At 40.8% G+C, this 23,683-nt stretch carries 19 protein-coding genes and 1 pseudogene; 7 read left to right on the plus strand and 13 right to left on the minus strand.

The genetic code is table 11. The annotated features are described in order from the left end of the window. Positions 1 to 133: 133 nt before the first annotated feature. The 6 genes and pseudogenes from NMK36_RS08730 to purD all read right to left on the minus strand — a co-directional run. Positions 134 to 448, minus strand: a pseudogene (locus tag NMK36_RS08730) (HNH endonuclease); the annotation flags it as partial. Beyond that, positions 364 to 579 (minus strand): reverse transcriptase N-terminal domain-containing protein, encoded by a 216-nt coding sequence (locus tag NMK36_RS28955; protein ID WP_254175460.1) that lies wholly within the window; start codon positions 577 to 579, stop codon positions 364 to 366. The pseudogene NMK36_RS08730 and the gene NMK36_RS28955, both read right to left, overlap by 85 nt. 699 nt (positions 580 to 1,278) lie before the next feature. Further along, positions 1,279 to 3,327, minus strand: coding sequence for an N-acetylmuramoyl-L-alanine amidase (locus NMK36_RS08735; RefSeq protein WP_306341367.1), 2,049 nt, complete (start codon positions 3,325 to 3,327; stop codon positions 1,279 to 1,281). Between the two features lie 98 nt (positions 3,328 to 3,425). Beyond that, positions 3,426 to 5,108 carry a mechanosensitive ion channel family protein gene (locus NMK36_RS08740; protein WP_072721035.1) on the minus strand — a complete coding sequence of 561 codons (1,683 nt, stop codon included), beginning with the start codon at positions 5,106 to 5,108 and terminating at the stop codon, positions 3,426 to 3,428. 56 nt (positions 5,109 to 5,164) lie between these two features. Further along, entirely contained in the window at positions 5,165 to 7,411 is a 2,247-nt protein-coding gene (locus tag NMK36_RS08745; RefSeq protein ID WP_254175171.1) for an ATP-binding protein, read from the minus strand. Positions 7,412 to 7,789: 378 nt separating this feature from the next. Next, positions 7,790 to 9,055: a phosphoribosylamine--glycine ligase gene (purD, locus tag NMK36_RS08750; RefSeq protein ID WP_254173548.1), complete on the minus strand. Its 1,266-nt coding sequence runs from the start codon at positions 9,053 to 9,055 to the stop codon at positions 7,790 to 7,792. Between the two features lie 253 nt (positions 9,056 to 9,308). Between purD and NMK36_RS08755 the strand changes: the two genes are divergently transcribed. The 3 genes from NMK36_RS08755 (at position 9,309) to NMK36_RS08765 (ending at position 11,702) form a co-directional block, all read left to right on the plus strand. Beyond that, complete coding sequence (locus NMK36_RS08755; RefSeq protein ID WP_072721039.1) at positions 9,309 to 9,827, plus strand: KGK domain-containing protein; 519 nt, start codon at positions 9,309 to 9,311, stop codon at positions 9,825 to 9,827. 317 nt (positions 9,828 to 10,144) lie between these two features. Next, entirely contained in the window at positions 10,145 to 10,747 is a 603-nt protein-coding gene (locus tag NMK36_RS08760; RefSeq protein WP_072721041.1) for a hypothetical protein, read from the plus strand. 730 nt (positions 10,748 to 11,477) lie between these two features. Then, positions 11,478 to 11,702, plus strand: a complete 225-nt coding sequence (locus NMK36_RS08765; RefSeq protein ID WP_072721045.1) for a DUF4327 family protein — start codon at positions 11,478 to 11,480, stop codon at positions 11,700 to 11,702. Between the two features lie 174 nt (positions 11,703 to 11,876). On the opposite strand, the gene NMK36_RS08770 is transcribed toward NMK36_RS08765, so the two are convergent. Together NMK36_RS08770 and NMK36_RS08775 are read right to left on the minus strand one after the other, a co-directional pair. Beyond that, positions 11,877 to 13,085 (minus strand): protein kinase domain-containing protein, encoded by a 1,209-nt coding sequence (locus NMK36_RS08770; protein WP_254173549.1) that lies wholly within the window; start codon positions 13,083 to 13,085, stop codon positions 11,877 to 11,879. Positions 13,086 to 13,255: 170 nt separating this feature from the next. After that, on the minus strand, positions 13,256 to 15,298 hold the full coding sequence (locus NMK36_RS08775; RefSeq protein ID WP_072718757.1) for a serine/threonine phosphatase: 2,043 nt from the start codon (positions 15,296 to 15,298) through the stop codon (positions 13,256 to 13,258). Positions 15,299 to 15,501: 203 nt separating this feature from the next. Between NMK36_RS08775 and NMK36_RS08780 the strand changes: the two genes are divergently transcribed. Continuing rightward, a complete protein-coding gene (locus NMK36_RS08780) occupies positions 15,502 to 16,242 on the plus strand; it encodes a calcium-binding protein (RefSeq protein WP_072718756.1) in 741 nt (246 codons plus the stop codon). Between the two features lie 136 nt (positions 16,243 to 16,378). Here NMK36_RS08780 and NMK36_RS08785 read toward each other — a convergent pair whose 3' ends face one another. Then, positions 16,379 to 17,533 (minus strand): ABC transporter ATP-binding protein, encoded by a 1,155-nt coding sequence (locus NMK36_RS08785; RefSeq protein WP_072718755.1) that lies wholly within the window; start codon positions 17,531 to 17,533, stop codon positions 16,379 to 16,381. Between the two features lie 597 nt (positions 17,534 to 18,130). On the opposite strand from NMK36_RS08785, the gene NMK36_RS08790 reads away from it, so the two are divergent. Further along, positions 18,131 to 18,949, plus strand: coding sequence for a squalene/phytoene synthase family protein (locus NMK36_RS08790; protein WP_072721051.1), 819 nt, complete (start codon positions 18,131 to 18,133; stop codon positions 18,947 to 18,949). 224 nt (positions 18,950 to 19,173) lie between these two features. Further along, positions 19,174 to 20,583: a tRNA uridine-5-carboxymethylaminomethyl(34) synthesis GTPase MnmE gene (mnmE, locus tag NMK36_RS08795; protein WP_072720212.1), complete on the plus strand. Its 1,410-nt coding sequence runs from the start codon at positions 19,174 to 19,176 to the stop codon at positions 20,581 to 20,583. Positions 20,584 to 20,704: 121 nt separating this feature from the next. On the opposite strand, the gene NMK36_RS08800 is transcribed toward mnmE, so the two are convergent. The 4 genes from NMK36_RS08800 to psb35 form a co-directional block, all read right to left on the minus strand. Then, positions 20,705 to 21,061, minus strand: a complete 357-nt coding sequence (locus NMK36_RS08800; RefSeq protein ID WP_072720211.1) for a hypothetical protein — start codon at positions 21,059 to 21,061, stop codon at positions 20,705 to 20,707. Positions 21,062 to 21,164: 103 nt separating this feature from the next. Next, positions 21,165 to 21,374 (minus strand): hypothetical protein, encoded by a 210-nt coding sequence (locus NMK36_RS08805; RefSeq protein ID WP_072720210.1) that lies wholly within the window; start codon positions 21,372 to 21,374, stop codon positions 21,165 to 21,167. 305 nt (positions 21,375 to 21,679) lie between these two features. Next, positions 21,680 to 22,030, minus strand: a complete 351-nt coding sequence (locus NMK36_RS08810) for a hypothetical protein (protein WP_245824287.1) — start codon at positions 22,028 to 22,030, stop codon at positions 21,680 to 21,682. A 116-nt stretch (positions 22,031 to 22,146) separates the two neighbouring features. Then, positions 22,147 to 22,317, minus strand: coding sequence for a photosystem II assembly protein Psb35 (psb35, locus tag NMK36_RS08815; RefSeq protein WP_437126754.1), 171 nt, complete (start codon positions 22,315 to 22,317; stop codon positions 22,147 to 22,149). Positions 22,318 to 22,895: 578 nt separating this feature from the next. Here psb35 and NMK36_RS08820 point away from each other — a divergent pair. After that, complete coding sequence (locus tag NMK36_RS08820) at positions 22,896 to 23,648, plus strand: histidine kinase (protein ID WP_072720208.1); 753 nt, start codon at positions 22,896 to 22,898, stop codon at positions 23,646 to 23,648. Positions 23,649 to 23,683: the final 35 nt, after the last annotated feature.

Below are 23,683 nucleotides of genomic sequence, written 5' to 3' on the forward strand. Positions count from 1 at the left end.
GATGACGTTGGTAGTTAACCGTCAACCCTAACCTATCAACGGTTAACCTGCAACCGATTAGGGGTCGATGAGGGCTTTACAACCCTCACCTCCCATTCAAAACCGTGCTTGCGACTTTCACCGCACACAGCTCCTAGTTTAGTTGACTGTTATCATCAGAGCATCCGGTTTCTTTTGGGTTATTAGACCCATCTGTTGCCGTTTTAATATCGTGACAATGGCGATGTAATAATTGCAGGTTTTTATATTCATCTTTTCCACCTTTCGATGTTGGGATAATATGGTCGATTTCTGCAATATCTTCCGGGGTGAAATATTGACCACAGAAGTTACATTTACCTTTTTGCTTTTTGAGCAAAGTTGCTACTCGTTTGGGAACATCGTAAGAGGTTCCTTTTCTTGTACTCCAGTAAGTCCAGTTTCCGTCATAAGGTGATGCTTCAGGTCTCGAGCCTTTGCATTTTGTCCTGATAATGATGCCTGGTAAATTCTCTTTTGCAGCTTAAATACTATCCGTTGAACTTTCGCCCAATTGATAGAATTCCATGCAGCCGTAGTCTTGGTTATACTCGTTTTCACCGTTTTAACTGCTAATTGAAACCTTACCTAACAACTAAACCGGACTCTATCAGCATATATTGAACATTACATTCAATCCTTAGCTTCTGAGTTCCATCTCTCGCCCTCACAACATACGCTTTAGATTTGTAGCTACCTAACAGTATTCGACCTCTGTAGGAGTGGGTGAGGGGTTTTAACGTTCCTTGAAAATGGGATTATTACCTTTAGAATCATCCTCTCTGCCGGGGTACTTTTGGGAGTCTTAGTAAGTGTTCCGAAAGAAAAACCTTACCTTTGTAAATGAAATTAGAAAATCTCTACCTTTCCCCTTGTTCTTTTGAACGCAGCGTAATCAAGTCAATTTCGCTACTTAATCGTTTCGACAGTTCAAGCCAGATGTTCACTTTCGTTATTCATAGGCAATTGGCTAGAGAAATTACTTAGATATTTGACTTATATCCGTTTTCCCGTTATTCCCAGCTTCAGCGTTTTGATAATCAGTCTGACACTGTGGGAATTGCCTTACCCCTTTGGTATGGGATACTCTACCTGTTGAGGTTCGGTAATCCTTACCATTGACTCCGGGGTTGACCTTCCTTTTAAGGTCACATTTCCAACGTTAAGACAGGCTTGATTGGATTTAACCAATTGACTGAACCCATCTCCCTGCTTACGTTTCGGGTTTATACCTAGACTTTGACAGGAACGTCTCGCACTCTAATATCGATTATCGCGTAAATATTGGAGAATTCCTTGGACAATCGCTTGGGCCATACGACTGCGTTGAGCCGGATCACCTAACATATAGGCATCATAATTATTCGTCACAAACCCCGTTTCGATTAATACCGAAGGCATCGAGGTATTTCGCAACACATAAAAACGCGCTTGTTTAACCCCTCGATTGGGCAGTTGTGAAAAACTGCTCATAATACTATTTTGAATATATTGAGCTAGACGAGACCCACTACTGTAGTAATAAGTTTCAATCCCACTGGCGGCTGCATTGGTGGCGGCATTGGCGTGAATACTGACAAACAACGTTGCATTCATGCGATTGGCCATATCCACACGGGGTTCTAACTCAACGGTGCGATCATCCAAACGAGTCATCACCGCTTGCACCCCATTTTGTTGCAAAATCTGAGCCACTTGTTGAGAAATCGAGAAGACGACATCTTTTTCTCGCAGGTCTCCCACACCCACAGCACCCACATCACTTCCCCCGTGTCCGGGATCAATAATCACCACAACTCGACTATTGGGAAGGGGAAGGTTAGACGGTGGAGTTGCTGAACGTGGCGGAAACGGAAACGGAAACGGATTCGGATTCGTTTGCGGAGGATTAGAACGAGGGGGAAACGGTAAGGGATTCGTATTCGTTCTGGGAGGAAGAGGTCTAGGATTAGGAGTTGGAACTGTAGCCACGGGAGTGCGTTCGGCCGGCTGAAGCCCTAACCCTTCTCCGACAAAAGGTAAAGCCAGTTGTTTCGGACTACTTTGGCTAATTTGACCCACTTCAATCCGGGTTGCGGGTTTAATTAATAAGGTAAAGGTTTCCGGGTCTTCCCGACGCACCCTTGTCCAAATAATCGGACTCCCAACCTGTCGTTGGGGTAGAGAGACTCCCTCAGCTAAAGCGGCAGAGAAAAACGTAATACTATAGGACTGAGTTTCAGCATCCCAGCCACTACTATAGTTCAACGGTTGATCCGCTTGGATGAGAAGTTGTTGGTTACGGATTTCAACGGATTTAATCGTCGCAAACCCCGCCGAAAGTTGAACGGCTGGAGGTGTCCCTCCTTGGGGCCAAACCGCTACCCCTCCGGCGGAGGCTCTAGCTTGCCAATTTTGATTCCGCTTCGGAGTACTCATGGTAACTCGAACCACCGGAGGGCTGCTGGACAGTTGGGTAACTTGCGTAATCGTCACCCCATCTCGATTCACCTGTTTTCCAGCACTGGTTGACCGACTCGCCAAGGTTGCACCCAAGATATCTAAGGTCATCCAACTGCGATCTTGACTTTGTTTAAATTCAATATCTGGCATTTTGCCTGTGGTGTGCAGCACAATGCCATTATCGCGAATTTCGACCTGAGCTAAGGTTGTATTTGCTTGATTGGGAATTGAACGATTAACCGTCTGTTGGGGCGTTGGAGGCTGCGGGGGCAAAGGGCGAGGGGTTGTCGCTACAGGATTGGGCTGTGCTACCGGGTTCGGTGCAGATGTACCGATCAGTTGAGGCGAAGGCAGTTGTACGCTCCACTGACTTGAGGAAATGCCGCGAAACTGTACCCCTTGAGGATCGAGGGTGTAACCATTGGCTAATTCCACAACAATCCGAGCGGTTTGATTATCCACCTGACCGACTCGAATTTCCCGAATAGCACCTCCAATCACCTGCTGACGGGTAACACCCCCTAAGCTGGTTCCGGGTAAATCAATGACTAAGCGGGTGGGGTTGGACAAAAGTTGAGCTTTGGGTTGTACCCCGCTATCGGTTGTAAACGTTAGGCGGTTTTGAGCCGTTTCAAATTGCCAAGATTGCAGCCTCGCGGCTTCGGCGGGAGCGGTTAGGATCAAAAAGCTCGTTAAACTGGGTATTAACCAACGCAAAAATAGAGTTTTTCCCATTCGTGACACGCTAAGAACCTGAATTAAAAATTGAACCTGGGTCAAGGTTTTACACTCCCACAGCCACACCAAATTGGGATTGTCTTCGATGTCATCGGTTGTTGCTGGACAGTCCGAAGCTCGAATCCTCACACCGTCTTAACAACAGCGATTTGTCCTACTGGGACAGAATCAGCAAAGCGAGTGAATCATATCATAATTTAGCGATCGCAAGTTTTATTTACATCCAGTTATTGATTAATTCGGTGAGAATTTGTCAATTGAATATTTTGTTGGGGAATACCAATAGAAATCTGATGTTGATCAAAGGCAATTTTTAAACGGCGTCGATATTCCCGTGCTACCGGCCATTGTTGTAGAGGTTGGGTTTTAATAAAAATCCGAATTCCCATTCCGGTATGATTGAGTTCATCGACTCCTAAAACCGTTGGTGGTTCTAAAATATAGAAATTCCAGTCCGGGTCTTGCTTCATGGTTTGAGCCACTTCATTAATCACTTGAATCGCGTGATCAACATCAGTATTATACTCCACACTTAAGGTTAAATCAACTTGTGACCAACCATTAGAAAGATTTTCAACGCTGGTAATAATTCGGTTGGGGACAGTAATTAAATTCCCGTTTGTATTTCGCAGTTGAGTAATTCGTAAATTCATATTCTCGACTTTACCAGTTAGTTGACCAATGGTAATCACATCTCCTACTGCAAATTGATCATCAATCAGAATAAAGACCCCAGCAATAATATCTTTAATTAAATCATTGAACATAATTGATAAAGCTAAACTAATTAACCCCCCTGCGGCTAAAATACTGGCAGAATTGACTTTTAAAACCGTCAGAATCGTAATAATCCAAATGATCAACCAAACCACAATCGCAATACTTTTTAAAGTTTGCGCTAAGGTGTAAGCTCGTAAAGAGCTACGACGAGAAACATCAGGATTAACAATAAAAAAAGACGAATCTTCTAAGGCAGTCATAAACCGATCAATAAACAAAAGAGTTAAGCGATTAGAAAGATAGATAAAAATTGTGATAATTAATAGAATATTAATAGCTTTTAAAATTAATTGATAATAGCGAGTTTGAGGAAACAAGCCTAAAATAATAAAAAAAGCCGTGTAAACGATGATGATTTTTAATATCTGCAAAGCTTGGCGTTGAAATGTGTTCCAATTAATTTGCTTTTTAATTTCAATAAACTCTTGATTTGATTGCTCAGAATTAACATCAGTAATCGGTTTTGATTTATCATGATTTAAAGGATGGGATGGAATATTTTCCGAGAGAATTTTCCATTTTTTCTTTAATTGTTCTTGTCGATATGAAATTAAAGCTGTTGCTATTGAAATTCCCAAGAATAGAGAAAAAGCAATGGCAAATTTTCGATTTAAAAAGTCAGGCTGACGTTCTGATTTGGCTTGGAAAATTCCTTCCTTAATAATCGGAATTAATTCCATAGCATGGCTTTCAGGATCAACACCATCAATTTCGGCATCTAATGACGTAACAGTCATGATTTCATAGGGTCTTTCTCGCTCTTTCCAAGAGGCATAAATTACAGGTAAATTATTTTTTATTTGATAAAAAATCTGTAAACTATTCAGATCAAAATTACTATTAATAATAAATAAAAGCCGATTTTCTATCTTTCTAATCCGCCTATTAATCGCAGGATTTCCATTGTCATCATTACTGACACGAGGGGCACTAATTTGAAACAATTCTTGACCATCTAATCTGACAGTACCTTGTACAAAAGCGGAATCATCTCCAGGGCTGACAAAATTGTTCAAAGAATTTGCATTTTGGACTTGTCCCCAAGCTTTCGGTATCGTGATTAAACTCAAGGTAATCAGCATTAAACTGATCAAAAAAATTCCTGGATATTTAGACTTAAAAAAACGCATTTTAACAAATAGTTAAATTAAACAGTTTAGGAAAATAAATTTAAAATTATACTCCTCTAAACTTTAGAAATAGAGATCGATTGTTCCCCCATCAAAATATCATTATTGAAGGTTATAGATTGGGTGTCTTCCTGACAGATGGCTAAATCAAACCAGAAAGTTGTTCCCACACCTAACTCACTAATTAAATGCACTTGACTGCGATGTTTTTCAATAATATTTTTAACAATAGACAACCCTAATCCGGTTCCTTCTAAAGTATGAACTCGATTTTCCACTCGGAAAAACCGAGTAAAAACAGCATCTTGATCTTCCGGTGCAATTCCCGTCCCTGTATCAGAAACTTCTGTGCGAATATAACGAGTTTTCTGCTTATTTTCAACTAAATGCAAATCAACAGGACGAGGGGGAGGAGGTGAAATAATCCAGCCCCCTTTTTCTATTTCTTCAAGTTCTTGATCAATCTTGAGATCATCTTCTTCTAACAGATAAACCCGAATAATCACTCGTCCCCCCGAAGAGGTAAATTTCAAAGAATTCCCGACTAAATTGGTTAAAACTTGCAACAATAAATCATAATGTCCTAAAACTGAGGGTAAATCCGGTTCAATTTCTCGACTCAGTTCAATGCCTTTATCCTTAGCATTCAGTTGATAGGTTCTCAAGGTTTGTTCGACGACTTGCGCCATATCAACAGGTTCAAAATGATAAATGCGACAAGATTCTAATCGAGATAAATCTAACACATCATTGACTAAACGAGTTAAACGATCCGTTTCATGATTCGCCGTTGCTAAAAATTCTTGTCGTTCTTCCTCCGTTAAATCTTCCCCATAATCATGCAAAGTTTCAATAAAAGATTTTATATTAAATAACGGCGTTCTTAATTCGTGGGAAACATTACTAATAAACTGACTTTTAGCGTCATTCAACTCCACTTCACGGGTGATATCCTGAATGGTCATGGCAATTCCTTTTAAACTTTCCCGATAATTCCCTTCTTCGGGATGGGTTGCCATAACATCATAATTGTCTATTCCCAGTCTGTGGTCTTCGGTGTCTTTTTCATATAACGTACATTCCTGAACATAGGGACGTTCTGATAATTCACAAGTATTATTCGTATCATTAATACAACTATAACACAGAGGTTCAGTCCCCGGAGATTTATGTAATAAAACCGTTGTTAATAAAATCCTCAAAGTGCGATTAGTTGGTTCTCCCAAGGAACAGCGAAACTCTCCCCCCTCTAGGGTTCCACAGGCAATATTTTGTAAAGGTTGAGATAACTCTTCAGCAACTAAAGTCGGTAAAAAGTTGAGAACATTATTGCCAATAACGGTTGTTCCTTCCCAACCAAAAAGGCGGCGTGCTGTGGGATTTACTAACATTAAATTCAGTTCTGCATCAATTAAAACCGCCCCATCAGCAATGGTTGAAACTAAGGTTTCTAATTTCGCTTTTTCGGCTGTTAGTTCTTCAAAATTTTGTTCTTCAAAACTTTCTAGGCGTTCTGCCATTTCATTGAAACTCGATATTAATTCTCCTAATTCACCCCCAAAGGGTAAATCCACTCGTTGATTAAAATTTCCTGCCGTAATATTTTTAACCCCTTGCACCAATTCCTTAATCGGTTGAGTAATCGTTAACGCATTAAAAACCGCCCCTAAAATCACCATCACCCAAATAGAAACAAACACCGCTAAGGTAACATCACGGGTTAAATTCGAGGACACCACAACGGTCGGATTTGGATTAATTCCGATGGCTAAAATGCCTAAATAACTGCCATTGTGCATCAAAGGAACAAAAACATCCGTCACTTCTCCGGCGGGAGTTAAATGTTGTCTAACCATCGGTAAATCAGCTAAATTTCCTGACTCCACACTGGCTAAAAAATTATCTGGTAATTGCATCCGTCGCCGCAGTGTTAAGGAATTTTGTACCGCCGAATCAGAAAAGGGTAAACCTAGATAAATTTCCCCCTCTTGATCCGCATATAACATATAGCGGACACTAGAGGTACTGGTGTAAAATTGACGAGAAAATCGTGCGACTTCATCCCGTTTTTCTTCAGCAATTAGAGGGGCAACATTGGCGGCTAAAAGTAACCCTAAATCTCGACCGTAACGGGTATCATTCAGACGAGCATCTTCCTGAATGGTATTAACTGCCCAAAACGTTAAACTACTCATCAACAAAGAAACCACCAGGGTTGCCCCCGCCATTAACCGAGTTTGCAGGGTAAACTCTGACCACCATTTGCCAATAATGTCACCTATTTGTTTGAGGACTCTCAGCATTTTAGGACGATTTGGGGATTGAGGGTTCGGGGGTAACTCTGGGTTCATCGGCAATACAGTTAGGGTTCCTGATTTGTCGATATACCATATTCATCTGTGGAGATGCAGAGTTTTATCCCCAGTCAGCATTAAGTTTTGTTAACAACACTATACATCCTAACAGCAGTAATCAGTTATCAGTCATCAGTGATCAGTTATCAGTGTGTCAGGGCGGCTTGCTGTCAGATGTGGATGATTAGCTAAAATCTTGATAAATCCCCCTAATGTCTGGCTATCTCCTGAAAGCCAGCTTAATCCAGTCACTACAAACTCTAGCTTTATGAGTGAATCAACTATCTACTTCTTAACTGATAACTGATAACTGATAACTGATAACTGTTAACGGTCAACCCTAAACCCAATATCCCGACGACAGTAGAATCCTTCAAAGTTAATATAGTCAACGGCTTTGTAGGTTTGGGTGATGGCTTCTTTGAAGGTAGACCCAATGGCTGTAACCCCTAAAACTCGTCCACCATCGGTGAGAATTTGGCCGTCTTGTAGTTTGGTTCCGGCATGGAAGACGATGGCCCCCGATGCTTCTGCTTCTTCTATTCCAGTAATAACCTGGCCTTTTTGATAGGAACCTGGATAACCCCCGGAGGCTAACACCACACAAACAGAAACCCCAGGTTTCCAGGTGAGAGGAACTTGTTCTAGGCGTTGTTCACAACAGGCGAGTAACACTTCATCTAAGGGGGTGTCTAATAAAGCGAGAACCGCTTGGGTTTCCGGGTCGCCAAACCGACAGTTAAATTCTAAAACCTGAATTTCGCCTTCTGGGGAAATCATTAACCCCGCATACACCACCCCTCGATAATCTATTCCCCGTTGACGTAGGGTGGCTAAAGTAGGTTCTAAAACCTCTTGTTGGACACGGGGCATCAGTTCAGCCGGAACAATGGGAGTTGGGGCGTAAGCACCCATTCCCCCCGTATTGGGGCCAGTATCTCCTTCTCCGGCTTGTTTATGGTCTTGGGCGGGAACCAAGGGGCGAATGGTTAGGCCGTCGGTGAGGGCAAGTACGGAGGCTTCCTGTCCGGTTAAAAAGTCTTCCACGACAACTCGCAGGTTATCCTGGCCAAATTCCCCAGCAAAAATACTATCAATAGCTTCATGGGCTATTTCAACGGTTGTGGTAACCGTGACCCCTTTTCCCGCAGCTAACCCATCCGCTTTAACGACAATAGGGGCAGTTTGCACATAAGCTTTAGCACTGGCTGCATCGGTAAAGACAGCCGCCTTCGCAGTGGGAATTCCCGCTTCTTCCATAAAGGCTTTTGACCAAGCTTTACTGGCTTCGAGTTGCGCTCCGGCTTGGTTAGGGCCGAATACTTTAATATTGTGTTGTTGTAAATAGTCCGTAATTCCTAGGGCGAGGGGTAATTCTGGCCCGACGACAACCAAGGATATTCCCTGAGTTTCCACTAAGGTTTTGATACCTTCAAAGTCTTCTACGGATATCGGATAATTTTGGCAGCCTTTGAGGGTGGCAGTTCCCCCATTTCCAGGGGTACAAAACACTTGTTCAACGTTGGGTGACTGGAGTAATGTCCAAGCAATGGCGTGTTCCCGTCCCCCATTTCCAACGACTAGAATTTTCACGGTTTTTTGTTCTCGAATTGATTAGCAGTTTTTGATTGTACAATTGTGGCGGTTGTTTTTACATCCGGTTGAGGATTGCTATATTTTAACTCAAAAAAATAACCTGGAAAAATATCTATATAACTGTGTAAGGGCGAGGCGCGCCTCGCCCCTACGATGAATTGAATTTCAAGCCATTTCTACAATAGATTGAAATTTGCTATGTATAATTTAGTATAATTTTAAAACACATTTGCTTTTGAGGTTAAGCGCAATGACTGATAATTTTTATCCTTTAACTTGTGATGACGATCTTTTATTAATTGATAAAGATACTTTTACCGTTGCTCGGTTTAAAGAATTTGTGATGGATTCTTTGAATGATAAAATTTATCATGACCGAAATTTCCCATCAGATAAAAGGTTAGAAATTTTATTTAATACTCTTAATAATTATAATTATATAATTGATAATAAAGTCAAACTACCCTTAACGCAAAGCTCTTGGAGTAATGTTAGTGCGTCTGTTGAATGTAAATTATTAAGTTTAAGCTCTGGTAAAAGTTGGATTAGTGGGAAATTAATAATAAAAAGCACAGTTAATCTTTTTCCTGAAGACTATAAAAATTTTACTTATGATTCAGATTCTTCACCTTATCCAAAATCTGAAATTGAGATAGAATTACAATTCTGTCCCGATGAATCCGAATCATTAGAAACGTCACTCGAACAAATAGAAACCCCTGATTCTTCCTTAGATGAATTGAGAGAAAAACTAAAACTTTATCAATAATAGAGTTTAGGGATATTTTAGGAAACCCTTAAAAACCGTTTTTTGAGGTTAACTACACCTTACAAGCAGGCTCTTTTTTATAATCAGAATTAGCATCACTGTAAAACCTGCAAATTCCTCCATTTTTAAGAACAAAAATGTTAGTAAAAATTTTCCATTTCTCTTGATTTAGTTTGAGGATAATATGATCAATATCAATATCATTAAAAATCTATTTTTTGTGTTAATTTTTATAATATTTTTGGAGGTAATCTTGTCGGTTTTTAAAGATTCCAGTAAAGTGTAGAAGAAATGTTGTTAACTGGAGATCAGGGTTAATGTTAGTTCCCAATCGAGAGCAATACCGTCCTTCGGAAGAAGAAATTGACGAAATGTGGCAGGAATTAGAAGTTGTATCTGTGCCGTTAAAAGATCCGGCTATTGACGAACTCTTAAAGCAGTTACGAAAAACTCATCTGAATGGGGGTGCAGAATTTGCTCGGTTTCAACTTTCTCCTCACCCCGTCTTAGAGTGGTTTGGTTCACGGGATTTACTCAATGAAATCAATTTTTTTGAACAATTTGTTACCTTACCTCCGGTGATGGATGGTTTATCGGCTTTAGAAATTGAAATCCCCTTAGCAACCTCCTTAGATTTAACAGACGATACGAGTTCCTTTACCTTGGATGGAGAATTAGCAGAGATTTTAGTGTTTGGAGGTGCTTATGAAGAATTTGAAGGAACTGCGAAACAAGCCAAAGATTTAGGGATGAAATTTTGCGAGGCACTATTTCAAAGTCGGTATGACGAAGTTCAGATGTATATTTCTCAAGAACCTTGGACAGAGTGGTTTGCTGATGTCGCTTGGGATGTAACTTGGTTCGGACTAGATAAGCGAAACTATCAAATTTGGCTATTATGTATTACAGATACGGATTAGTCAGATCTGATGAATGAGCCATTCTAATCCTCGGTTCAGGAAAAATTCCCCTTTAACCTATTCCCCTAAAAAAACTGGTTACAACGCTCAAAAAACACGCTACAATACAAGCAACACCAAACAATCCGAATTTACGCTACTATCCCAAGATAGATTTATCACTTGACGCGATAACATCATTAGCTGAACAATCCTCTGCATACCATTAGCAGTATAATTGTTGAGCTATACCTGAAGATCTCACTGTTTCCCCCTTGTCCTTCAAGTTTGAGTGGTCATGGTAGATCTCGCTAAAATCCGCGTAGATTTAATCTATCTATATAGAGATTACAGTCGATCCTTTTCCCTAATATGATAGGCTTCAGAGTCAGATTCAAACCATTTTGCGATTGGCTATGAGAACCCAACTGTCAATATTTCTGGGTCAAGGGAACTTCCCATCCATTCCCCCTATTTCCCAAATTCAGGGTGTAAGGAAGTTCTGAGGATTGGGTTTTGCTGGAAAGAGAGCGATTGGTGGATATTGGGGTGAAACCCGAACCTCCTCTAACTCTTGAATTCGTGAAATCAACCCCTAGATTCGCTAAAAAAAGATTACTTTTTTTCAAAGCTTATGCTATATTTAGGATTGAGGAAGTTGCTTTCACCAGCATCGACCATCTACGCAAAGGAAAACGTTCAGGTTGAAAAGCGTTAACAACTTTAGAATTAGAACAACTTAAGAGGTATTATGAGCCAAAAGGTTATACACCCGATGGATAAGTTTCAACGTCAGGTGCATTCCCTGGTCAAGTCTGACATTATCAAACCTTCCGAGAGTCTGTGGAAAATTGCCCTTCTCTATGGTGATGAATGGAAATTTTGGAAGCAGGAATTGTTAGAGTTTGGTTTCTCCATGCAAGATCCCATCAGCGAGTTATTAGCCGTTGAAGCTTGGGATGAAGACGAAGAGTAGAAACCGATTTCTCTCCCTTTCCCGGATTTTAGATTTCAGTCGGTTTGCCCTAAATCTTGAATTCACCCTTTATTAAAGCTGCTGTTTCAAGTTTTGTATTTCTCTCCATCAGCTTTGAGTCCATTGCCCTTTCCCCTTCCTTTGCGTTTTTCTTCCTCACAATTTGAAATTTGATCAATTTAGGCAATGGGCTAAAGCTTGAGATAGATCTTGAGCCGTTGGATAACGATCTTTAGGTCGGTATTCGGTGGCTTGTTCAATAACTTTTCGCAGTTGAGGTGTAATGGTGGGAACGTTATCGAGGTCAAAACCATAACTATTCCCCCGTTTGCCATAAAATTTTAAGGGTGTTTCGGCGGTCAGTAAAAAAATTAACGTTGTACCGATCGCATACAAATCCGACTGAGTAAGAGGCTGTCCTCGATCTTGTTCGGGAGCACTGTATCCTTCAGCACCAATGCGGGTTCCTGGAGGGGTTCCAATTTCCTTCACGGCTCCAAAGTCCAAAACAACAATGTGGTGATCTCGTCGCCGCAACAGTAAATTGGCAGGTTTGATATCTCGATGGATCAGAGGCGGATCGAGTGAGTGAATATAGTTCAAGATCTCACAGGTCTGCATCATCCACTGTATGGCTTGTTGGGGAATCACTGGCCCCCGTTGATGGATATACTGTTCGAGATCCGTTCCATGGATCATTTCCATCACTAAATATTTTTTACCCTCATCCACAAAAAAGTCATAAAACTGGGGAATACCTGGATGCTTTAAACTCTTTAAGGTACGGGCTTCCCGTTCAAATAATTCTTGTGCTTTAGCAATTTGTGCCATATCCGTATTCATTTCTTTCAGAACAACGACAACAGGTACAGCAGATTTGGCTGTAGTGGAGTCCCACGCCAATGTTGTTGTTCCCATTCCCCCTCGTCCGATGGTTCTCAACACTTGATACTGTCGGACAGTCCGTTCTACCTGAATGGGAAATCCGCAATGAATACAAAATAAATTCCCCTTAGCATTTCCCTCGTGGTTACAGGGGGGTGCATTGACGGGAATTGCAATCACACTCCCTTGGAGTTTAACTTGTAATAAAGGCCCATCTTTGGCTAATTCAATTAAAGCTCCATCTCCCACTAACCCTTGAGTGGTCAGAACTCCATTAACAAAAGTTCCATTGGTTCCTTTACTCACCAGCACCCAAGGAGAACTCTGGCTTTCATCTTGGGGAGGGTGTAATTCCAAATGATAACGGGACACTAAAGGATCAACAATGACAACCTGATTATCCGCCGCCCGTCCAATGCGGATAATACTTTGTTGTACAAATGTCCATTGTTTCAGGGGTGTTTTTTGGTGCGGATCTAACCAGGTGAGAATTAACATAAATCAGTTATCAGTTATCAGTTATCAGTTATCAGTTATCAGTTATCAGTTATCAGTTATCAGTTATCAGTTATCAGTTGTTAGTTGTTAGAAACTTGGTAAACTTGATTTCAATACTTAATAATCATGGGGTAGTTGTGAACTGATAAAGTTGATAAAAATCTTTACGGTTAAGGGTTGGACACCCAAGCTCGAACTACAATGGCGGTAATATTATCGTGACCATTATATTGATTTGCTAGAGTGATTAAACCGTCTACTGCGGTGGCTAAATCTGTTTGAGGGTTGAGTAAGGGATCAAGTTGAGTTTCGCAGAAGGTTTCTAACAAATTATGATCGGTTAAGCCATCGGATGCCAGAATGAAAACCGTATCTTCCTCAATCTCTAAAAATTGAATATCTGGGTGAACAAACTGTTCCTCTCTAGGGCCTAAAGCTTGAGTTAATTGATAAGCATCGGGGCGAGAATAGGCAATATCCGGGTCAATTCCCCGTTGAATTTCTCGTTGTCCCACTTCATGATCTACGGTTATTTGTTGTAACCCTTGTTGACGAGTCAAACGATATAATCGACTATCTCCCACATGAGCCAGGACAACTTGATGATTCACCACAACAGCCATCACTAATGTTGTTCCCATGCGACCACTACCGGAACGCACCCCTTGTTGATTTTCGTTATAAATTGCTTCATTCGCTTTGAAAATTGCATCTTGTAAGATTTCTTCCGTTGGGAATTCCTCTGGATATTGATCTTGGAAATAGTGTTTTAAAGTATCAACAGCGATTTGACTCGCCACTTCTCCTCCAGCGTGACCTCCCATACCATCACAGAGAATATATAAACCCCTCACTGAGCGAATTTGTCCTTGGGGTGTTTCTTGAATCTTAATCTGGGTTTCCAGACCAAAACAGTCTTCATTATGATCCCGTTGACGTCCGACATCTGTGCGTCCTACTGCTTCTAAATGAATCAACTTTTCACCTAGAATTAAGGTAGGAGACTGATTTAAAGTCGAGGGAGATAGTTCATTTTGACTGGTTTGTTGTTGGGGTAAGTTAGAGGGAAAATTAATTTCATCCAAAATCACCATTAAAGCCGTTCGCAATTGTTCAACGGTTTGAATTTTTACCTCCATTAAATCTCGCAATACTTCTGTTAAGGAACCCACTAACGTCCGTTGGGATTGTTGAAATAACTCCTGCCACAATTGTCCTAAATTCGATAAACTTAACGCAGAATCCGGCTGATCAAAATACAATTGCTGTAAACACAACTGTTGAGACTTTTGAGAAAATACTCGTAAATTGTGGAGATCTAATAAACTTTGGCGACATCCCCAAGGTTCTAAGAGTACCCACAGTTCTACTAAATCTCCCAACCAATAAACAATTTGTTGAGGTGTTGTTTTTCGGTTACTCCACAGTTCTGATAATAGGGGAAAATCCGCAAAATTTTCTAATAGGATAACCTGATAGGAATCCGATTCCCAAGCATCTTGTAAGTGAGGAAAATAGTTAGGAGTTTGGGACGCTAAGGAAAAATAGGGTTGAGCCGCCGGAATAATAAAGGTCTCTACGTCTGGATGAGATGGGGTGGCGGCGGGGTCTTGTAGCACTTTTAACGGAGAAACCTGCAACGGTTGAGTATCTAAAACCCTGACGGTGACGGTTTCACCGATTTTTAGGGCTGGTAGGGCGTCTAGGAGTTGATAACGTTCTTGGCGGTCTAAATAAGCTCCAACGGGTCGCTCTAGGGATTGTGGTGGCGGTTCCTGGAGGGTACACAAAGCATCTTCAGGCGGAATGGTAATGGCTTCCAGGTCAGTTTGGGAAAAAATGTCTTCTAAAGGTTGTGCTTGAGACTCCGTTAGCTCTGGGGTCTGAAGCTCTTCCGGGGTGGGGGGTTCGGTATCAATTCGGTCTAAACTTGATTCGGAGGGACTCTCCGAAGATGTGTTAGCTCCCTGCAAATGGTCATTATTTAAGGATTCTGGGGAGTTTTCAGCCGGAGCAATAGCTGAGGATGAAGGGATAACTACAGCCAGATAAACGGTTCCGGTAACTGTCCCGCAATTATGACATTGCAGCGTATTCAGGGGAACGGTTGTTCCACATTCAGGACAATGTTTCTGGGTCAGAGAAGTACCACAGCGTTGACAAAACTTGTTGAGATTGGGGTTTTCAAATTGACACTGGGGACAAACAACCATAGTTATATTCCCTGCCATTTCAGAAATAACACAGGGATATTTTAAGAGTACAACTTTTTATTTTACAGCAGAGAAGAGGAAATATTGAATATTCACCCGTTAGATATTTTTAAGGGTAATGCTAAGTGCATAGGTCAGATTGACAGGGATATAGGTTGATTTAGAGTAACAAATTTAATCTTTAACGAACGGAGTATCCAATAATGCCTAACTCGATTCCGATTAATCCTGATTTGCTTAATCCTTTTCCTTTTCCTTTTCCCTCATTATTTGATCCTGTTGTGTTGTATGGAGATGAGGGAAATAATCTACTCACAGGTGGGCTTGGTCACGATAGTTTGTATGGCGGAGGAGGTGATGATAGTCTGATTGGGAATTGGGGAAGTGATGCTTTATTCGGGGGTGACGGTCAGGATTTATTAGAAGGAAATGAAGGTAATGATTCCCTTTATGGTGAGTTTGGAAATGATGCTTTAGATGGAGGTTCGGGGAATGATTTGTTGCAGGGGGGGCCGGGAAATGATTCTCTGACTGGAAATACTGGAAACGATAGTTTAGATGGTTATAAAGGTTCCGAATCATTACCGTTAGCATCGAGAGTTCAGTATGATAATTTGACAGGGGGAACGGAGGCGGATCTTTTTATATTGGGAAGACTTCGCCCGATTTCTAGTTACTATGGCCCCACTGATCAGCCCATTGTTTATTATGTTGGGGACGGTTACGCCACTATTACAGATTTTAACCGTACTGAAGGGGATAAAATTCAAGTTGCTAATGATTTTGGACTACTTCAATACAGTCTTATCCCCTATGCAGGTGGAACCTATATTCGTCAACAAAGTGATTTAATTGCTGATGTTAAGAATGTAACTGTAACTGCATCGGATTTATCAGTTCTGCGACCTGGATTTAATCCCATCCCGAACTTTCCTCAATTTTAGTTTTTGAATTGAAGCGATCGCTAGAAAAAGGGAACAGGGAACAGGGAACAGGGAACAGGGATAATACTTCTGGCTGTATTAGACTTAGAAGAATTTTGGGTTTAAACTTAGGACGTGTAAACCCTTAACTACCGTTTTATTTTTGTTCGGGTAAAGCTAAACAATCTGTTGTACCCCAACACACATAAACGGGAGTATTACTATCAGGTAAACTATCCCCTGTTTTGGGTTGACGAACCATAACATTTTCCCCCGATAGTAATTTCACCACATATTGAATATGGGTTCCCAAATACATTGCATTGAGTAAACGACCTTCAAAACAATTCACAGCACCGCTAACGGGATAAAAACTTAATGTAACTTTCTCAGGACGCACACTGACAACCGCCGATGCACCTGTTCTTAAATCCTGTTGCGGGAGTTGAATACCGGGAATTTCAATCTGTTGAATTTCAATACTTAATCCGGTGTCGGTGACAATATATAAACGGGAGACATCAGCACTTTCAACCGTTCCTCGAAATAGATTTGTATCGCCAATAAAATCAGCCACAAATGGCGTTTGAGGATATTCATAAATCTCGTTCGGACTGCCAATTTGTTCAATTCGGCCATCGTGCATGACAGCAATGCGGTCAGACAAACTCATGGCTTCTTCTTGGTCGTGAGTCACCATGATAAAGGTTAACCCCAAATTGCGATGGAGGTTGGTGAGTTCCATCTGCATTTGTTTGCGGAGTTTTAAATCCAAAGCCCCTAACGGTTCATCTAACAATAACACCGCCGGACGATTGACTAATGCCCTGGCTAAAGCAACCCGTTGTTGTTGACCCCCAGACAGTTGAGAGGGGTAACGATTGGCAAAGGATTCCATTTTGACTAAACTTAAGGCTTCGCGCACTTTCTCTTCAATTTCCGACTTGCTTTTGCGTTTGAGTCGGAGTCCAAAGGCAATATTTTCCCAGACTGTCAAATGGTTAAACAAAGCATAACTTTGAAAAACGGTATTCACTGGACGCAGATAGGGGGGAGTTTGGGTCACGGACTGACCCCGAATCAAGACTTCTCCAGCAGAGGGCATTTCAAACCCGGCAATCAATCGCAGCGTTGTAGTTTTGCCACAACCCGATGGCCCTAAAATACTAAAAAATTCTCCTCGGCGAATATCGAGATCTACGCCACGAACAGCCGTTTCCCCATTAAAGACCTTGAAGACTTTCCGAAGTTCAACATCGAGCTTGGTTTCAGCCCCAATAGCACCTTGATTCTGCGTAGCCGCTTGCAGCATAGTGTCACGTTATGGCGGAGATTTACCCTCCCTACAGCTTATCTGTTGACACACCTCGCCCTATAAGTGCGAGGATTCTTTAGAAGGAGATAACCCGATGGTCATTGCTCGAACCACAACTCCCAAAACCCTTCTTAGGCGTGTTCTAGTGTCGTGCGACAGGCGATGCCAATTGCCTCTACTCTCTCGCCCCGAAGGGTCTGAGCCTACTTTTAAGTCGTTTTTCACTCACTCGCTTAATCGTTTCTGCTTGTGGGGGCTAGAACTAGAGTGTCAACACCGGTTCAACCATTTCGGTTAAACGCCCTTTAATTAGAGCGTCCCACCACTGGGAATCTCACCCGTCAATTAAGGTCATCGTGGTTTTAATTATTCTAATCCCAGTTCAAATTAATGTAAAGTCCCAGTTCAAATTAATGTAAAGCCTAACTAGAAGTTAGGGGTTTCTACCCAAAATTTTCGATGAAAACTGGACTGGCAAGATGATGATCCAGAGAATTGCAGATTCAAGCCTGGAGTGTTACTGGAATCCAGTGTACAATATCGAGCGCGAAAGTACAGCGATTAAATCGCTTCTTGGTGTGAGGAGTAAAAGGAATGAATTGGCAAAAAGATCCCTTGTCCGTTTTACAAGATACAAGTCGAACATTTTATATCCCCATTAGTCGTTTACCTCCCCTACTCCAAGAAGCGGTTGCTTCTGCGTATTTGTGTATGCGGGCGATTGATGAAGTTGAAGATCACCCTGATTTAGATAATGCGACAAAAGCCCGATTGCTGCATAGAATGAGCCAAAATTTTCAAGCATCGGTCTGTCGAGAAACCATTGCTGATGATTGGTTTGCAGAATTTTCCCACACGGGAATGTTAGAAGAAGTCACCCTCCGGGTGGGAGAATGGGCGAAGTTAGCCCCAGAACGAATTGCCCCTCGGATTTGGGATGCAACGGCGGCGATGGCTGACCGTATGGCATTTTGGGCTGAACGTAATTGGCGGATTGAAACCGAAGCGGAGTTAGATCAATATACCTTTAGTGTGGCGGGTTCTGTGGGGCTATTGTTGTCGGATTTATGGGCTTGGTACGATGGTACACAGACCAACCGGGTTCACGCCATTGGCTTTGGTCGAGGGTTACAGGCGGTGAATATTCTCCGCAATTACAAAGACGATAACCACCGAGGGGTGGATTTCTTCCCTGATGGTTGGACACCGGAACAAATGCACAACTACGCTAAACGGAATTTAGCCTTAGCGGATGCCTATACCGAAGCTTTACCCTCTGGCCCAGCGTTGGATTTTTGTCGCATTCCTTTAGCCTTAGCTCATGCGACGTTAGATGTCTTAGCTGATGGTCAAGACAAACTGACTCGCAGTGCTGTTGTGCAGTTAATTGAACAGGTTTGTGGAGGGAAGTAGGAGATAGGGGGGAAGGGGAGAGGGGGAGAGGGGGAGAGGGGGACAGGGGGAGAGGGGGACAAGGGGACAAGGGGACAAGGGGACAAGGGGACAAGGGGACAAGGGGAAGGGGAGCAGGGGAGCAGGGGAGCAGGGGAGTGTCAAATTATCTATTGCCTATTGCCTATTGCCCAATATCTTTTACGTTAAAATCTAAAGATCTATAGGATTTTATTAATTAAAAAATGGCTGAATTTTTGGCAACTGGGGGAACAATTGTAGCGATCGCCACGGCTATTGTCCCGCAACAAGGAAGCGTGGGAATTGTGCGGATGTCGGGAACAGAATCTCAATCCATTGCTAAACAGTTATTTTATACCCCAGGACGACAAACTTGGGAAAGTCACCGGATTTTATATGGCTATATTCGCCATCCCCAAACTCAAAAGACCATTGATGAAGCGTTGTTATTATTAATGTTATCTCCCCGTTCTTATACCCGTGAGGATGTGGTTGAATTTCACTGTCATGGAGGGATTATTGCGGTTCAACAAGTGTTGCAATTGTGTATAGAATTAGGAGCTAGATTAGCCCAACCAGGGGAATTTACCCTGCGGGCTTTTTTAAATGGACGGTTAGATTTAACTCAAGCGGAAAGTGTGGCGGAATTGGTTGGTTCTCAATCGATTGCAGCCGCCCAAATGGCTTTAGCCGGATTACAAGGAAAATTAGCAAATCCTATTCGAGAATTACGAGCAACTTGTTTAGATATTTTAGCAGAAATTGAAGCTAGGGTGGATTTTGAGGAGGATTTACCGCCCTTAAATGAATCGGAAATTATCGCCCAAATTCATAACGTTTTAGAAGAATTATCTCAATTTTTAGCGACGGCTGATACGGGAGAACTTTTAAGAACGGGGTTAAAAGTTGCCATTGTCGGTCGTCCCAATGTGGGAAAATCGAGTTTATTAAATGCTTGGAGTCGAAGCGATCGCGCCATTGTTACGGATTTACCCGGAACAACTCGTGATGTGGTAGAATCTCAATTAGTGGTGGGAGGAATCCCGATTCAAGTGTTAGATACGGCTGGAATTCGCCACTCAGAAGATCAAGTCGAAAAAATTGGCATAGAGCGATCGCGACAAACTGCACGATCAGCCGATTTAGTATTATTAACATTTGATGCTGCAATGGGTTTAACTGAAGCAGATTTAGAAATTTATCAACAAGTTAAAAAAGCAGGTTTAATCGTAATTATTAATAAAATTGATCAAGTTAACATCCAAAAACTAGAGGAATTAAAAGCAAAAGCTATTCAATATTTTAATTTAGAGAATCGGGCAATTGTTCCTATGTCTGCTGCTTTAAATCAAGGAATTCCAGACTTAGAAACAGCGATATTAAATTTAGTTCAGGGTGGAAATATTCACGCCGCAAATTTAGAGTTTGCCATTAACCAACGTCAAGCCACTGCGTTAACCCGTGCAAAAGTATGTTTAGAACAAGTGGAAACAACGATTCAGCAACAACTTCCCTTTGATTTTTGGACAATTGATCTCCGGGGTGCCATTCATGCCTTAGGGGAAGTCACCGGAGAAGAAGTAACAGAATCCGTTTTAGATCGAATTTTTAGTCGTTTTTGTATTGGAAAATAATCTATAGCCTCCATAGGATAATAAAAAAGTGCTGTTAGACCCAACAACACTTTTATAACTATAGCAATCGAACTTAATAAACCCAGAAGAAAGTAATACCGTCGTGAGTAATTAAAGAAAATTAGGGGTTAAAAATATCGCGGATATTATCCATACCTTCTTTAATTTTCTCTTCTACAGAAGTAGAACTTTGGCTATTAGCAGGATTTTTCATTTTTTCTTTATCAGCACCGCCTTGAACTTCATTAATCCCTTCTTGAGCTTTAGCTTGTACATCTTCTAAGGAAGGTGGGCCACCTCTGAGCACTTGCTCAGAATCTTTTTGAATTTGCTTAAGAGCATCTTCCCCTTGAGAAGGACTACTCACGCCAGCCCAACTGGGAACAGCAGATCCAATCCATAGAAAAGCCAACAATAAAGCTGCCATTAAAAAGCGTAAAGGACGTAAATTAGAAAAGTTTATTGAGGGAAATTTCATTGAAATTCTCCTTATATGTATTACTAATCCTATTATTCTAGGAGTAAGAGAATTTTAGCTCTATCCTAGGGAATAAATTCGCGTAAATCTTAAGAAATAGATTTTAAAAGGTGAAGTGTTCATCTCCATTCTGAACTTCATTTAATCCTAGATTAAACCCAAATTCTGCTATGACAACTCTGGGTTTATAAACTGTCTTTTCAAATAAAAACTCGCTATAATCTGCTAAATCATCCAGTCCTAAAAAAATTAATAGAATTTCTGTAAAAATCCAAACGATTAACTTCAAAAATCTATTATTTTTGAGTTTCATCAGTCGCCTCCTTTCCTTTTTTTGGGTTTTAGACTAATGACTAAACCCGGTTTTACTCTTCTAATATATTCGGCTCTATTCGCTAATTCATCAATCCTTTTATAGAATAAATATTCTTTTAAATTATTCCATATAACTCTAAATCGATATTTCTATAAAGCTATTTTAAGTATCAATATATAGATGAATTATAAAACTCAAAAATAAACAATTATACTCTATTTATATAATAGATAAAAAAACCTAGCTTTTGAGCTAGGCTTTGTTTATATTGTTAGCATTCAAGTCGGATTAATCCAATTTCTCTAAATAATACCCTGACCTTTCCCAACGCCCCCTTCCACTTCTTTCACTTCATGTAAAGTTTGAACCCGACGAGCTTTATCGGCTTCTTCTTCTTCTTTCAAATCTCCGGGAACATTGACATACATTTCAGGTTCAATGGCGTAGTTATTTAATAACCCTTCTCGATCCATTGTATAACCAGCAGTTGTGTCTAAAGTGCCTTCTTCATGTTCAGGAATTTTTTTGAAATTTTCCTGTTCTCGGTCTATTCTAGCACCGACTTCTGCGGGCATAATTCCCCGATCATAAGTAGGATTAGGTTCTGCTTCTTCGTGGAGAATATGAGGAGTTTTCTTTTCTTCTTTAGACATAATTATTGACCTCAAAAGTTTTATTGAACTGATTTAAAAAACAACTCAGGATTTTAGAATGGGTTTAAAATTAACAATCAGATGAATTCTGAAACCCCCCAGAAATTCCATTTTTTTTATTGGTCAGTATCCACTTCAGGAACAAAGTCAGGACGTTCTTTATCCTTCCAACCAACAGGACGTTTAGAGTTGTACCAAGCTACAGAACCAATGGTTGTGGCTGCTAAAAACCCCAGAATTAAAACTAAGGTTGCAGACATCGGGAAATGAGGGGTATTTGTTCCCATTTCCAAGATGAATAGATCCATTTGAACCTCCTTGATTCAGAATGTAATGAACCCAGTATCTGTTTTTCTGAGGTTAAACACATCTCCCTTTATATTGATTTTAAATAAAGCCATGTATTACCCAAGATAGAGAAAAATAAATAGAATTTGAGGAAATATTATCTGAAACCGAGGATCGGTCATTTATTCATTTCAAATCAAGATCATTGTTAGGGGATTTACAACTGTAGCGTCAATCAGTTAATCTGATTTTTTATTAAAATAAAATCAAGAAAACATCTATCTTAAGATACAAATTAATGATTGCTAAAATTATTCATCGTTAAGCGACCTACTTATGACTCCTGTAGAGACACACCGGGGCGAGTTCATTCTGTAGACAATGAGCACGTTTGCGCTGACTCTACTATAGAGATTGATTAATACAGCCTCAAAAATACGGCTATTGCGATATCGAGAGTGTAGAGAACTTTACTCGCAGAACCTTGAGCATTTCTTTATGATAGGGAATAGGAGTAGTGATAGACAAGCTGATAAAAAGCTGTTGAAGCAATTTAATGATTATTGAGGATATTCCTATGTCAGATTCTATTCAAGATAAATTATCATCGGATTTAAAAAAAGCACAATCTGAGAACAAATTACGGGCTGAACGAATTCGTGAAATTGTCAAGTCTGCAATTTCAGAAATGGGTTCAGAATTTAAAGGGGGTTCTCAAGAGATTCGAGGTTTAGTGAAAGAGGTAGTCGGAACAGTTTTAGAAACTGTCAAAGGAAAAGGTGAGGAAATTCAAGAAAATGTTACAGCTTCTATTGAAGGAGTAATTGACGGAATCAGCAGCAAAAAACGCCAGTCCATCAATAAAACAAAAGCGGAAGTGAAACAATTAGAAACACAACTTGATCAAGAGGAACAAGAGTTACAAAATAGTATTGATTTAGCCTTGGATGATATTCAAGAAGTGGGAACTGGTAAGTCTGAGCAAATTAAATCAGCCATTGAGTCCGCCGTTCACAATATTAAAGATAGTGAGGAAGTGGCATTAATGCAAAAACGCTATGCTCAACTCAAAGCTCAATTAGCCATTATTAATGCTAACTTAGCCGGACGCTATGGACAGCGTTATGAGGATATCAAGCATTATTTAGATGAAGCAAAAGTTTGGTATGAAAAAGCAAAGGATGAACCCGAAACCTATAGTGGAAAACTCGACGAAAAACGCAAAGCTTTTGAAGTGAAATTAGGAGAAGCTGGAACGGCGATCGCTCAAAAAGAAAAACAAATTAAACAACGTTTACGGGATCTGTGGAAATCCTTTTCAGAAACCTAACGCTTAAAGGATACGCCCTTATCGCAACAAATACT

It is taken from the genome of Planktothrix pseudagardhii (genome assembly GCF_904830925.1).
GTDB lineage: Bacteria > Cyanobacteriota > Cyanobacteriia > Cyanobacteriales > Microcoleaceae > Planktothrix > Planktothrix tepida.

Excerpts from the sequence above, each read along its gene's own strand:
- NMK36_RS08800 (WP_072720211.1), bottom strand. The coding sequence starts at position 21,061 with ATGAAATTTCCCTCAATAAACTTTTCTAATTTACGTCCTTTACGCTTT.
- mnmE (WP_072720212.1), top strand. The coding sequence starts at position 19,174 with ATGGCTGAATTTTTGGCAACTGGGGGAACAATTGTAGCGATCGCCACG.
- NMK36_RS08755 (WP_072721039.1), top strand. The coding sequence starts at position 9,309 with ATGACTGATAATTTTTATCCTTTAACTTGTGATGACGATCTTTTATTA.
- NMK36_RS08820 (WP_072720208.1), top strand. The coding sequence starts at position 22,896 with ATGTCAGATTCTATTCAAGATAAATTATCATCGGATTTAAAAAAAGCA.
- NMK36_RS08765 (WP_072721045.1), top strand. The coding sequence starts at position 11,478 with ATGAGCCAAAAGGTTATACACCCGATGGATAAGTTTCAACGTCAGGTG.
- NMK36_RS08770 (WP_254173549.1), bottom strand. The coding sequence starts at position 13,085 with ATGTTAATTCTCACCTGGTTAGATCCGCACCAAAAAACACCCCTGAAA.
- NMK36_RS08775 (WP_072718757.1), bottom strand. The coding sequence starts at position 15,298 with ATGGTTGTTTGTCCCCAGTGTCAATTTGAAAACCCCAATCTCAACAAG.
- NMK36_RS08780 (WP_072718756.1), top strand. The coding sequence starts at position 15,502 with ATGCCTAACTCGATTCCGATTAATCCTGATTTGCTTAATCCTTTTCCT.
- NMK36_RS08745 (WP_254175171.1), bottom strand. The coding sequence starts at position 7,411 with ATGCTGAGAGTCCTCAAACAAATAGGTGACATTATTGGCAAATGGTGG.
- NMK36_RS08805 (WP_072720210.1), bottom strand. The coding sequence starts at position 21,374 with ATGAAACTCAAAAATAATAGATTTTTGAAGTTAATCGTTTGGATTTTT.
- NMK36_RS08785 (WP_072718755.1), bottom strand. The coding sequence starts at position 17,533 with ATGCTGCAAGCGGCTACGCAGAATCAAGGTGCTATTGGGGCTGAAACC.
- NMK36_RS08790 (WP_072721051.1), top strand. The coding sequence starts at position 18,131 with ATGAATTGGCAAAAAGATCCCTTGTCCGTTTTACAAGATACAAGTCGA.
- NMK36_RS08810 (WP_245824287.1), bottom strand. The coding sequence starts at position 22,030 with ATGTCTAAAGAAGAAAAGAAAACTCCTCATATTCTCCACGAAGAAGCA.
- NMK36_RS08760 (WP_072721041.1), top strand. The coding sequence starts at position 10,145 with ATGTTAGTTCCCAATCGAGAGCAATACCGTCCTTCGGAAGAAGAAATT.
- NMK36_RS08740 (WP_072721035.1), bottom strand. The coding sequence starts at position 5,108 with ATGCGTTTTTTTAAGTCTAAATATCCAGGAATTTTTTTGATCAGTTTA.
- psb35 (WP_437126754.1), bottom strand. The coding sequence starts at position 22,317 with ATGGGAACAAATACCCCTCATTTCCCGATGTCTGCAACCTTAGTTTTA.